Annotated in this window: 8 protein-coding genes; 5 read left to right on the top strand and 3 right to left on the bottom strand. The window is 36.7% G+C overall.

Features of this window, described 5'->3' with window-relative positions; translation table 11 throughout:
- The first annotated feature begins 95 nt into the window (after window positions 1-95).
- Window positions 96-1,061: a hypothetical protein gene (locus H601_RS0100040; protein WP_026709608.1), complete on the top strand. Its 966-nt coding sequence runs from the start codon at window positions 96-98 to the stop codon at window positions 1,059-1,061.
- 70 nt (window positions 1,062-1,131) lie between these two features.
- Window positions 1,132-1,809: a 16S rRNA (cytidine(1402)-2'-O)-methyltransferase gene (gene rsmI / locus H601_RS0100035; RefSeq protein WP_026709607.1), complete on the top strand. Its 678-nt coding sequence runs from the start codon at window positions 1,132-1,134 to the stop codon at window positions 1,807-1,809.
- 56 nt (window positions 1,810-1,865) lie between these two features.
- Here rsmI and H601_RS0100030 read toward each other — a convergent pair whose 3' ends face one another.
- Both H601_RS0100030 and H601_RS0100025 read right to left on the bottom strand, forming a co-directional pair.
- Window positions 1,866-3,155, bottom strand: a complete 1,290-nt coding sequence (locus tag H601_RS0100030) for a type II toxin-antitoxin system HipA family toxin (RefSeq protein ID WP_026709606.1) — start codon at window positions 3,153-3,155, stop codon at window positions 1,866-1,868.
- A 2-nt stretch (window positions 3,156-3,157) separates the two neighbouring features.
- Complete coding sequence (locus H601_RS0100025) at window positions 3,158-3,481, bottom strand: helix-turn-helix domain-containing protein (RefSeq protein WP_035655273.1); 324 nt, start codon at window positions 3,479-3,481, stop codon at window positions 3,158-3,160.
- 106 nt (window positions 3,482-3,587) lie between these two features.
- Here H601_RS0100025 and H601_RS0100020 point away from each other — a divergent pair, with 106 nt between their 5' ends.
- Complete coding sequence (locus H601_RS0100020) at window positions 3,588-4,010, top strand: OsmC family protein (RefSeq protein WP_026709604.1); 423 nt, start codon at window positions 3,588-3,590, stop codon at window positions 4,008-4,010.
- A gap of 21 nt (window positions 4,011-4,031) precedes the next feature.
- Entirely contained in the window at window positions 4,032-5,720 is a 1,689-nt protein-coding gene (gene recJ / locus H601_RS0100015; protein WP_026709603.1) for a single-stranded-DNA-specific exonuclease RecJ, read from the top strand.
- Here recJ and H601_RS0100010 read toward each other — a convergent pair.
- Window positions 5,717-6,463 carry a UDP-2,3-diacylglucosamine diphosphatase gene (locus H601_RS0100010; protein ID WP_035655318.1) on the bottom strand — a complete coding sequence of 249 codons (747 nt, stop codon included), beginning with the start codon at window positions 6,461-6,463 and terminating at the stop codon, window positions 5,717-5,719. The genes recJ and H601_RS0100010 overlap by 4 nt on opposite strands.
- Window positions 6,464-6,673: 210 nt before the next feature.
- Here H601_RS0100010 and H601_RS14905 point away from each other — a divergent pair.
- Window positions 6,674-13,110: choice-of-anchor L domain-containing protein (locus tag H601_RS14905; RefSeq protein WP_035655270.1), on the top strand; the 6,437-nt coding region annotated here is incomplete at its 3' end.

Raw genomic sequence — 13,110 nt, 5'->3', positions numbered from 1 at the left:
TTTTCTAGCTAAAGAATAACATATTTTATGTTATTTTGTATCAGAAACAAATTTATAAAATTCCATTCGCTAAATTCAATATAATTGTAAAAGTTATGAAGAAAAAGTTAGAAGCAGATTTAATTAGTATTGCACACCGTGTTTTAAAATTAAAAGGAAAAGAAGATGTCGTTCAATTGCATCAGGAAGCTCAAAAATTATATGAAAAATTAGCGGTTCTTCGGTTTTATGAAGAAAATATCAATGTGTTGAAAGATGAAATTTCGGAAGAAAAGTTAGAAGAAAAACTCTTTGCCGAAGTTCCTGCTCAGCCTGAAATTGTTGTAAAAGAAGAGGAAGTAAAGGTAGAAGTTCAAGCTGAAACTGTTGAAGAAGAACCTATTCAAGAAGTCGTTGCTGAAGAAACAATTGAAAAAGAAATAATTGAGGAAGAAGAGGAAGTTGTAGCGGAAGATGAAGTGAAAGAAGAAGTTTTTGTTGAAGAAATCATAGCTAAAACGCAAGAAGAAGAACCCGTTCAAGAAGAAACAAAAGAAGAAAAAGAAGTGTCTGTTTTTAGTCCGTTATTTGAATTAGCAACAGAAGAAGAAGAAAAACCGGTTGCTAAAATGGAACAAAAACAAATTTCATTTGAAGATTTACTGGGAACAGATTATAAAGAACCGGAATTTGTAAAAGTGAATGATGTTCCGCAAGAAGTGGAAAAAGTAACCGAAATTTCATTTGAAAAAGTAGAAGAAACCATCATTCCGGAGGTTAAAATCGAAACCAAAACGGAAACCTTTACAGTAAAAACCGAACACAAAATATCTTCCTTAAACGATACCTTAATCAAAGGAATCAATATTGGTTTGAATGACAGAATTGCGTTTGTAAAACATTTATTTGGCGGAAGCAACGAAGATTTTAACCGTGTAATTTCACAAATCAGCACCTATGATTCGTTTGAAGAAGTGCAACAATTTATTGTAGATATGGTGAAACCTGATTACAATAATTGGGAAGGAAAAGAAGAATACGCGGATCGTTTTATGAATTTGGTGGAGAAGAAGTTTGTATAAACATTTTCTCCCCGATTTTGTCATCTCGACGAAGGAGAGATCTCATTATTTGATTTTTTAAAACTTTACCATGAGCAAACTCTACATCGTTCCCACACCCATCGGCAACCTAGAAGACATGACTTTCAGAGCCATCAAAGTGCTCAAAGAAGTAGATTGCATCTTAGCCGAAGACACTCGAAACAGCGGAAAATTGTTGAAGCATTTCGAGATAGGAACGCACATGCAAAGTCACCACATGCATAACGAACACAAAACCGTGGAAGGTTTGATTAAACGTTTGCAAGCCGGAGAAACCATTGCTTTAATTTCCGATGCCGGAACGCCAGCCATTTCCGATCCGGGATTTTTGCTCACGCGAGCTTGTGTGGAAAACAATATTGAAGTAGAATGTTTGCCTGGAGCAACTGCTTTTGTTCCCGCATTAGTGAACAGTGGCTTGCCAAATGATAAATTTGTGTTCGAAGGTTTTTTGCCCGATAAAAAAGGAAGACAAACTCGTTTTTTAGCTTTAGCTGAAGAAACTAGAACGATGATTTTCTATGTTTCGCCACACAAATTGAACAAAACGTTAGCCGAATTTGTGCAGTATTTTGGAGCAGAAAGACAAGTTTCCGTTTCCAGAGAATTATCAAAATTGCACGAAGAAACCGTTCGCGGAACGGCCGCTGACGTTTTAAAACATTTTGAAGCTAAACCCGCCAAAGGTGAAATTGTGGTAGTAGTTGGCGGAAAATCATCAAAATAAATTGTAACAAATAAGCTTCATTATTGCTTATTTAAAGCATTAATGAAGCAATAAAGTTACATTAATAAATTAAATAAGCTTTTTATTTCTTTTTGTTGAGCCGAAGGAATGATTGCTTTTTCGGCAAATTCATCCCATTTTAAAATGGCTTCCCGACATTCATCAATAATTTGTTGTGGCTTTTTGATGTTGACGTTTTTGGCTAGCGATAAAACATCGTTCAACTCGATATTTTCTTTTTTTCCATTAACCGTCATTTGGTGAGCTTTTAACCAAAAATTAGACGGATTGAAAGCAAAAGTCACATCATAAGCTGGCGAAAGCGACCATTTCCCTTCCGAATTCATCAAAAATGAAATATTTTTGGTGTGATCATCTTGATTTCTCGCCATCACATTAAAAACCATTCTTCTAAATAATTCTTCCATGTCAGGATAGGGCAATTGCATTTCTCGCATCACCATCAAAGCTTGTTCATACGAATACGAACCCGGCATATTATAATCAAAATGTGCCAAACCACACAACGTTTGCATGTGCATTTTTTGGTTGTTCACGCGATCAAAACGCTTCGTCATAAAATGAGCTCGCTGATTTTCAATTTTTAATTCGCTTTCCATCATGTTGATTCCGGCAGCGGTTGCCATCAAATAATAAGCATATTCAATGTTGCCATAGCCTTTTGGGTCGCCCAATTGATGATTGGTCACGCCGTCAAATTTTATTAACCAATAATCAAAACCATCTAATCCATCAATTTGACCGGAGCGAACTTCGCCTGTTTTTTGATTGTAGGCAATGATGGCTTTTGCACGAGCTCCACCGGCAGAACTTCCCACTTGAAGAATATCTGAAAACCCTTTTTCGTCTTTCAAATTGGTTTGAAACGAAGCTCGTTCCGCCAAAACTTCTTTAGCAAATTCAACTAAAGCGTTTATTTCTAATTTATTTGATGGGATGGTTGATGAGCCGGATTCAGGTTCAAATTCTAATGCTCCCATACCGCGTTTGCCAATATAACAAAGTCGATCAACCGGGTTGAAGCTTTGTGCCGACCGACCTTGTTGAGCCAACCACGCATCGATAACCTGATTTCCAAATTTGTCCGGCAAACTATCTGCCAATAAACCAGGCAACCCTTTGAACGTTTCAAAATTTAAAAAGGGAAATGAAAAAACACGTCGTCCTTTGCTCGCTTCAGACAATGGAAGTGTAATGGGCGATAAATCTAAACCGGAGTCAATAAAATTTTTATCAAATTCAAAAACACCAACATTTTTAGATTCGTCCCATAGCACCGCACCAACTTTGCGATCCCAAATTTTTATAGAAGCAACAGTATTCATATTTATTTAGAGGGAGAAGCTTTCTTACGGTATTTTGAACGTTCTTCCATCACTTGTAGCGGACTAATTTCCGGTTCTTCGTTGAGGTAATTAAATAGGTCTAGTTTTCCCAACGCACGCATTACTTGCACCATGGTTAACAAATTGATAGCTTTCCCGGATTCCATACGACTGATGGTAATTCGGCTTAAACCACATTGTTCAGCAAGTTCTTCTTGAGAGATGTTTTTGTTTAGTCGCATTTGTTTCAAACTAGAACAAAGCGATCGAACAACAGCGGCATCTGTCATTGCATACCAATTTTTGTAGTAACTATTTTGATACATTATTCTTAATTTTATTCATTAATGAAGCAAATATGCAACAAATGTACGATATTTTTTTGGATTAAAAAATTTTTAAAAAATCATTATCTTTGAAAAAAAGTACAACATGACACATCAAATTTCAACAAAATGGTTGGGTGGAATGGCGTTTGAAGCGACCAATCCCGGTGGAAATTTTAAAATTGATGCCGATATTGAAATTGGTGGAACAAACAACGGGCTTCGTCCAAAGGCTCTGATGTTGGATGCATTGGCGGGTTGCACAGGAATTGATGTAGCTTCATTGTTGCCCAAAATGAAAGTTGCAGTTGACACTTTTCATATTGATGTAGAAGGTGATTTAACCGAAGAACATCCCAAATATTATCATACCGTTCGAGTGGTTTATCATTTTTATGGCGATGACTTAGAAAAAGAGAAATTGCAAAAAATTGTCAATTTATCGGTTGAAAAATATTGTGGTGTTATGGAAATGTTTCGTAAATTTGCCCAAGTGGATGTGAAAATTGAGTACCATTCAAAAGTATAAGCCATTCAAAATTAATACACTATGCGTTGGAATATCAAACCCAAGCCGGAACCTCATTTGGTTTCGCAATTAGCTACCGAACTTAATGTTAGCAAGCTCATTGCCTCACTTTTAGTACAAAGAGGAATTTCTACTTTTAATCAAGCGAAACAATTTTTCAGACCGTCTTTAAACGATTTACATGATCCGTATCTGATGAAAGATATGGACAAAGCCGTTCAACGAATTGAAAAAGCCATCGCCAATCAAGAAAATATTTTAGTTTTTGGCGATTATGATGTGGATGGAACCACAGCTGTTTCATTGGTTTCATCCTATTTAAGAAGTTTTTATCCTAATGTTGCCACGTATATTCCGGATCGATATGACGAAGGTTACGGCATTTCATATAAAGGAATTGACTTTGCCGACGATAATGGTTTTTCTTTAATCATTGCCTTAGATTGCGGAATAAAATCAATTGATCATGTGGCTTATGCGAAGGGAAAAAACATTGATTTCATCATCTGTGATCACCATCGACCGGGTGAAAATATACCCGAAGCCGTTGCTGTTTTAGATCCAAAAAGAATCGATTGTACTTATCCGTATGACGAACTTTGTGGTTGCGGAGTTGGGTTTAAATTAATTCAGGCATTGGCACAAAATAGAAGCGAAACGATTGACGATTTAATGCCGTATTTAGATTTGGTTGCCACAGCCATTGCCGCTGATATTGTTCCGATGACGGGAGAAAATCGCATCTTAGCCAAATTTGGTTTAGAAGTCATCAATTCCAACCCTCGACCCGGAATAAAAGCGTTGATTCAAAATGTAAAGAAAAAAGTACTTACGATAACCGATGTTGTTTTTATCATCGCACCTCGAATTAATGCCGCCGGAAGAATTAAGCACGGAAATCATGCGGTTGAATTATTGACTGAATTTAATTTAGAACAAGCGGAACAATTTGGTTCTGAAATTGAAGGATATAATGCAGATAGAAAAGATTTAGACAAACAAATCACCGTTGAAGCGTTGGCTCAAATTGAAGAAAACAACGAAAAAGAAAAATTCACTACTGTTGTTTATAATGAAAATTGGCACAAAGGTGTAATTGGAATTGTGGCCTCTCGATTAACGGAAACGTATTATCGGCCGACGTTAGTTTTTACAAAAAGTGGTGATAAATTAGCCGCTTCAGCTCGTTCTGTTAAAGATTTTGATGTGTATAATGCCTTGGAAAAATGCTCCGAACATTTAGAGCAATTTGGCGGACACATGTATGCGGCCGGAATGACATTAAAAGAGGAGAATTATTTACAATTTAAAGATGCGTTTGAAAAAGTGGTTCAGGAAACCATTCATCCCGATTTATTAATTCCGGAAATATCGGTTGATGCCGAAATAGATTTAACAGAAATTAATCCAAAATTAATTCGCCTTTTACAACAATTTGAACCTTTTGGGCCTGAAAATATGACCCCGGTTTTTATGGCAAAAAATGTAGTTGATACCGGTTACGGAAAAACGCTTGGTCAAAACGATGATCATTTGAAATTATTTGTCAAACAAAATAACTCAGAGGGTTTTGGTGTAATAGGTTTTGGGTTAGGAAAAAAATTGGAGCTAACCAAAAATCATCAACCGTTTGAAATGGCATTTTGTATTGATGAAAATGAATTCAATGGCAATGTAATGGTTCAATTGAGAGCAAAAGATGTTCGTTAGTTCTTGAATTCTTTCAACTCAAATTTTTCTCCATCAAAAACGCCATACGTAAAATAACCAATCCAATCACCTAGGTTGATATAGGTTGAATTTTCGCCTACTTCCAATTGCATGGGTAAATGTCTATGTCCGAAAATAAAATAATTATAGTGTTTGAAAGTCAGTTTTCGTTTGGCATATTGCACGAGCCATTCGTTTTCTTCGCCTAAAAATTTAACATCTTCGGCACCGGAAATTAATTTGTTTTTAACGGAAAGATATTGGGCTAATTTCACCCCGATATCCGGATGAAGCCATCGAAACAACCACTTTGAAAACGGATTGGTAAACACTTTTTTCATGCGTTTGTAGCCTTTGTCACCGGGGCCTTTTCCGTCGCCGTGACCGATTAAAAAGGTTTTTCCATTAAATGTATATTCTTGATTGTCATGAAAAACAGGAATATTTAATTCTTTTTCAAAATAATCGTTCATCCATAAATCATGATTTCCCACAAAAAAATAAATGGGAATTCCGTTGTCGCGAAGTTCGGCAAGTTTTCCTAAAACACGAACAAAACCTTTAGGTACAACAGTTTTATATTCAAACCAAAAATCAAACAAATCTCCTAATAAAAAAAGTGCTGTAGCATCGTGCTTAATTTCATCTAACCAAGCCACAAATTTTTGTTCTCTAGGAAAACTAGCTTCTGGAGTTGGAGCACCAAAATGTTGATCGGATGCGAAGTAAATTTTTGTTTTCAAAATAATAGTATGATGCCAAATATACAAAAATGTTCATTTATCCATTTGAAAATCATACAAAACAGACTTCTGATTTTTATATAATTAACATTTCATCGTTTTTATGTGATTTTTATCGAAATTGACCTAAATTCTAAAAGCCTTGAAAAGATTTGTAAAATTTATTTTATACTTTAGTTAGCTAATAAACAACTAACCAAAATTTTACACATGAAAAGAATTACTTTAGTTTTACTATTGTTAATGCTAACGGGTTTTGGGTATTCACAGACGGAGAATTTCGAGAGTGGTATACCGGGAACATGGGCAGTATTTAACAATGGTATTGGTGGCAATACATGGACCACGACTAGTGCGGTAACCACTCCGCCAACGGTTTGTGAAGGCACCACATCAGCCTTTATGAACGCTCGTCAGAATATTGGAGCGGGCAATACTTCACAAAATTATTTAGTAACGCCACTGATAACAGTTCCTACTAATGGGCAATTGATATTCAGTACGCGTTCAACGATTAATGGACCGGATAATACTACGTATCAAGTTCGTTATTCTACGACCTCACAAACGGATATCAATAGTTTTACAACGATTCAGTCATGGGCTGATACGGATTTAACAGCGGTATTTAATATTTGTGAGGAGAAAACAGTTCCTTTAGCTGGTTTAGCGGGTCAACAGGTATATATTGCTTTTGTTGTTGTGATGAACCAACCAGCAGCAACATTAACCGGCGACAGATGGATTGTAGATGATATACGATTTGTAGAACAATGTATAGATCCAACCAACATTACTGTTGGAGGGATTACTCAGAATAGTGCTAGTATCAGTTGGTTAAACCCTGGTGGAGCTTCACAGTTTGAAGTAGAGGTTGTTGAGGTTCCAAATGCTCCAACAGGAGTGGGTGTTTTAACAGGGCCAAGTCCATATGTAGCAAATGGTTTATCCCCAACCACACAATATCAAGTTTATGTAAGAGCGGTTTGTTCACAGAGCAATAGTGCTTGGGTAGGACCGGTTAACTTTATTACTACTACACCGGGAGCAGCGTGTAATTCAGCAATACAAGTACCTTCTTTACCTTATTCAACCACTGATAATACTTCAAATTATCAAGATGATATTGACGGAAGCCCGGGAGCTACAGGTTGTGGAACAGCAGGGAATTTTTTAAATGGAAACAACGTTTATTATAGTTATACTGCAACTGCTACCGGTGTGATTAATTTAACGATGACACCAACAGGAAACAATTCAGGTATGTTTGTTTATAACAGTTGTACGAATGTTGGTGTAAGTTGTGTTGCTGGAACAGTTAGTACAAATGGTGCTCCTTTGGTTATAGATTTACCGGTTGTAGTTGGGCAAACGTATTATATTGTAATTTCTACTAATGGGAATCCTAACACGATTCCTTATACTTTATCTATTCAAGTTGTAAACTGTGCACCTCCAACCAATTTAGGAGCACTTGGTGGTCAAACCAGTGCAATTTTAAATTGGGATGCAAACGGAGCAACATCTTGGGAATATGCAGTTCAGTTACTAGGAGGGGTTATTCCAACCGGTTCAGGTGTTCAAACTAATGCTTTCCAAAATGTTAACGTTACAAATTTATTAGACGGAACGCCTATTCAAGCGGCTACTCAATATCAATATTGGGTTAGAAGAGATTGTGGAGATGGAACATTTAGTGCATGGGCAGGACCCTTCCCGTTCAATACTACAATTTGTGAACCAAGTCAGCAATGTAACTATACCTTTGTATTAAGAGACAGTTTTGGTGACGGATGGAATGGAGCTACCATGCAAGTAAGACAAAATGGGATCGTTGTGGCAACATTAGGGCCAACTTTCACGGCAGGTGGTGGACCAATCAATATTACAGTACCACTTTGTAACGGATTACCATTTGATTTATTCTGGAATGCAGGAGGAACATTCCCAACAGAGGTAAGGGTTCAGATAATTAATCCAGCACCATTTAATCAAACTTTATACAACATGACCACGGCATCTGCCGGATTGGTTAACACGGTATTATATTCCGGTACAGTTGATTGTTTTAATCCTGCATGTATACCACCAAGCGGTGTAACAGTATCCAATATTGGAGGGACATCGGCACAAGTTAGTTGGACTCCAATACCAACAGTAACACAATATGAAGTGATTGTTTTACCGGCCGGATCACCTGCACCAACGGCAGCTTCAACAGGAACGGTAACATCAAACAATCCATTTACGATAAACGGATTAACTTCAGCAACGTTATATGATGTGTATGTTAGAGCGATTTGTGCAACACCATTACCAAGTAACTGGACACCGGTAACTACATTCAATACGACATTGTGTGAAGTAGCAAACCAATGTTTGTATACCTTTAGAATGAGAGATAGTTTTGGTGACGGATGGAATGGAGCCAGAATGCAAGTCAGACAAAACGGAATTGTAATTGCAACTATTGGAGCAACCTTCAATGCAGGAGCAGGACCAATTGATGTTCAAGTACCTTTGTGTGATGGTATACCTTTTGATTTGTTCTGGAGTGTAGGAGGTACTTTCCCAACAGAAGTAGGAGTGGAAATTATTGATCCATTTAGTGAATCAATGTATGTGATGGGATTCAACTCTTCAAATTTAATAGGAACAGTTTTATTCAATGGTTTTGTGAATTGTACACCGCCAACTTGTCCTAAACCAAATAATTTGACTGTAACTTTGATTAATCAAACAGGAGCAACATTAAGTTGGAACGAGGTTGGAACGGCTACTTCATGGGAAGTAATAGTATTACCTGCTGGTTCACCGGCACCACTTCCAACAGATACAGGTGTGATTGTAACTACAAATTCATATGTCGTTTCAAACCTTAATCCAGGGACTTCTTATGTTTTTTATGTTAGAGCATTGTGTGCAGAAAATGATTTAAGTAACTGGTCAGGTCCAAGAGCATTTGTGACCCAAATTGCAAATGATAATTGTGGTAATGCAATAGTTGTTCCTGTAAATCCTGACACTTCTTGTGCATTAACGACAAATGGAACAGTATTAGGGGCAACAGCTTCAAATGTACCTTCAACTTGTGCAGGTACTGCAGATGATGATGTTTGGTTTGAGTTTGTAGCAACTGCTACTACACATTCCATTGATTTATTAAATATTTCCGGTTCAACCGCAGATTTATATCACGTACTATACCAAGGTAGTGATTGTAATAGTCTAACCCAATTATATTGTAGTGATCCAAATCAAAGTGTTGCAACAAACTTAATTATAGGACAAACTTATAAAATCAGAATATATACATGGACGGCAACTCAAAACCAAACAAGTATTTTTACGGTTTGTGTTGGAACAATTCCACCACCAATTGCTGCGAATACCACACAATACACTCCACAGCAACTAGTTGAAGACATTTTATTGAATACAACTTGTGCTTCTGTTTCTAACATTACCTTCTCGACAGGAACAAATTTTGGATCAACAAACGGGATTGGCTATTTTACACAAAATGGTTCTTCATTTCCTTTTGAAGATGGAGTTGTACTATCAACAGGAAATGCGGCTAATTCTCCCGGACCTAATCTAACAGTTTTAAGTGAAGGGGCTACTACATGGACTGGAGATGCTGATTTAGAAGCGATAATTTTGGCAGCAACCGGACAGCCTATGAATTCCAGAAATGCTACTAGATTAGAATTTGATTTTATTCCTCTAACAGATTTTATCAGTTTTGATTTTATTTTTGCATCGGAAGAATATGGTACTTTCCAATGTACTTTTTCAGATGCTTTTGCATTTTTATTGACAAATAATGCAACTGGAGTTACCACTAATCTAGCTGTAGTTCCTAATACAAACACACCAATTTCAGTTGTGACGATTAGAGATCAATTATATAATGATGATTGTGGGTCAGTTAATGAAGAATTTTTTGGAGAATTTTTTGGGGATAATGGTTCAAGTCCATTAGGAGCTCCAATTAATTTCAATGGTATGACCGTTCCGATGACAGCTTCTGCAACAGTTATTCCTAACACTTCATATAGAATTAAACTTGTAATTGCTGATCGACAAGATACTTTATTTGATTCAGCTGTATTTTTAAATGGTGGAAGTTTTAATATTGGAAATATAGAACTGGGTGATGACTTTTTAGTTTCTCAAGGGAATGCTGTTTGTGCAGGAGATTCTGTGGTAATAAATTCTGGATTAAGCCCTTCAACATTCACATTTACTTGGTTACAAGATGGTCAAGTTATTCCTAATGAAACTTCACAATCATTGACTGTAACTTCACCCGGAGTTTATTCAGTTCAAGCTCAATATATTAATACTACATGTGTGGCGACTGATTCAATAACAATTGAATATTTTGATGAAGTTGTACCTGGCACTCCAAATAATCTTTATTTCTGTAGTGCAACAGGAGTTGGAACTTTTGATTTAACATCAAACAATACATTACTAACTGCTCCACTTGGTTCAAACTTTGGTGTTACAGTTTTCACTTCATTAGCAGATGCACAGGCGAATACAAATGCTATACCAAATCCTACCAGTTACGTAAATACTTCAAATCCTCAAACGGTTTATGTTAGAGTATTTGATTTAAGTGCAGGTTGTTTTGGCATTAGTTCTTTCCAATTGATTGTTGAAGATCTAACTCCACAATTCACTATTACACCTGATTTTTCAATTTGTGAAGGTCAAGAAGGTTCTATTGTTGTGACTCCTGTTAATTACACTAATGATCAAGTTACTTATACTTGGACTTTAGATGGAAATGTTTTGAATGAAACTTCTAATGTTTTATCAGCATTAACTGGAGGAATTTATCAAGTTGTTGTTGATTTTGGAGGATGTACAGCACAAGCGACAACAACTGTTACTGTTGTTCCATTTATTAATTTAAATCCAGTTCAAGATGTAATTGCTTGTAATGAATTTATCTTACCTGAATTAACAGTGGGGAATTATTATACAGAAGCTAATGGACAAGGCGAAATTATTCCATCAGGTACAGTTATTACTGAAAACGCTACAATTTATGTGTTTGTCGCCAATGAAAATTGTACAGATCAGGAAGTATTTACGGTTACAATTAATTCTGTAATAGTTGATGTGTTACCAAATATTTCGGCATGTGATAGTTATCAATTACCTGCATTAAGTGCTAACAATGCTTATTATACAGAAGCAGGAGGTTTAGGAACACAATTAAATGCGGGAGATTTAATCACCACTTCTCAAACGATTTATATTTATGCACAATCGGGAACAACTCCGAATTGTGTTGAGGAGAGTAGTTTTGTGGTAACAATTGGAACATTAGTACTTAATCCAATTGCAGACGTTACGGCTTGTGATAGTTATATATTACCTGCATTACCACAAGGGAATTATTATACCCAAGCAGGAGGATTAGGTTTACAGTTAAATGAGGGTGACAGTATTGAAACGACCCAGTTAATTTATGTTTTTGCAGCAGATGGAACATGTTCAGATGAAATTAGTTTCACCGTTACAATTAATTCTGTAGTGGTAGATAATTTGCCTAACATTGCGGTTTGTGATAGTTATCAATTACCTGTGTTAAGTGCGAACAATGGATATTATACAGAAGCGGGTGGTTTAGGCACACAGTTAAGTGCAGGAGATTTAATCACCACTTCACAAACCATTTACATTTATGCACAATCAGGAACAATTCCAAATTGTGTTGCAGAGAGTAGTTTTGTGGTAACAGTTAATACCACACCACAAGTTTTACCCATCACAAATGTTACGGTTTGTGATAGTTACACTCTTCCAAACCTTACAATTGGTAACTATTATACCGGTCCGGGAGGAACCGGAACGCAATTGGCAGTAGGTCAAGTGTTAACATCCTCTCAAACGATTTATGTATTTGCTCAAAGTGGAACTATACCAAATTGTTTTACTGAAACAAGTTTTGTGTTAACGGTAAATAGTGTTACGGCAGATATAAGACAAAATGTTACGGTTTGTGATAGTTATGTCTTAACAGGATTGAGTGCAAACAATGCCTATTATACTGCACCAAATGGAGGTGGTATTCAGTTGGCAGTAGGTACTTCCATAACGTCAACACAAACTATTTACATTTATGCACAAACCGGAACAACACCAAATTGTACAGCAGAAACAAGCTTTACGGTTAATGTTAATACAGCTCCTTCGGTTGATGTGATTCAAAATGTAACAGTATGTTTGGCAGATGGTGGATACACCCTTCCAGCCTTATCATCGGGCAACTCTTATTTCACGGGTCCAAACGGAAGTGGATTGAGTTTAGCTGAAGGATCAACGGTTTCTAGTTCACAGACGATATATATTTATGCACAATCGGGCACTGTACCAAATTGTACGGCTGAGAGCAGCTTTACGGTAACGGTTGTTGAGGTAGTAGCACAAGAGTTATCGGATGTACAGGAGTGTGGAGGTTTTGTATTACCTACATTGGATGCGGGTAATGTTTACTACACGGGACCAAATGGAACCGGTACGCAGTTACAAGCGGGTAGTGAAGTGACAACCACTCAAACGATTTACATTTTAGCCACTAGTGGAGCATGTACAGCGGAGTCTAGTTTTGAGGTAACCATAGTAGG

Origin of the sequence: Flavobacterium filum DSM 17961, assembly GCF_000425465.1 — a bacterium.
Classification (GTDB): Bacteria; Bacteroidota; Bacteroidia; order Flavobacteriales; family Flavobacteriaceae; genus Flavobacterium; species Flavobacterium filum.
The sequence above is the reverse complement of the archived record's forward strand: the minus strand, read 5'-3'. Positions and strand labels throughout refer to the sequence as shown.

Bases quoted from the DNA above. Each gene is read 5' to 3' on its own strand.
- H601_RS0100020 (WP_026709604.1), top strand. From the start codon at position 3,588: ATGACACATCAAATTTCAACAAAATGGTTGGGTGGAATGGCGTTTGAA.
- recJ (WP_026709603.1), top strand. From the start codon at position 4,032: ATGCGTTGGAATATCAAACCCAAGCCGGAACCTCATTTGGTTTCGCAA.
- H601_RS0100040 (WP_026709608.1), top strand. From the start codon at position 96: ATGAAGAAAAAGTTAGAAGCAGATTTAATTAGTATTGCACACCGTGTT.
- H601_RS0100025 (WP_035655273.1), bottom strand. From the start codon at position 3,481: ATGTATCAAAATAGTTACTACAAAAATTGGTATGCAATGACAGATGCC.
- rsmI (WP_026709607.1), top strand. From the start codon at position 1,132: ATGAGCAAACTCTACATCGTTCCCACACCCATCGGCAACCTAGAAGAC.
- H601_RS0100030 (WP_026709606.1), bottom strand. From the start codon at position 3,155: ATGAATACTGTTGCTTCTATAAAAATTTGGGATCGCAAAGTTGGTGCG.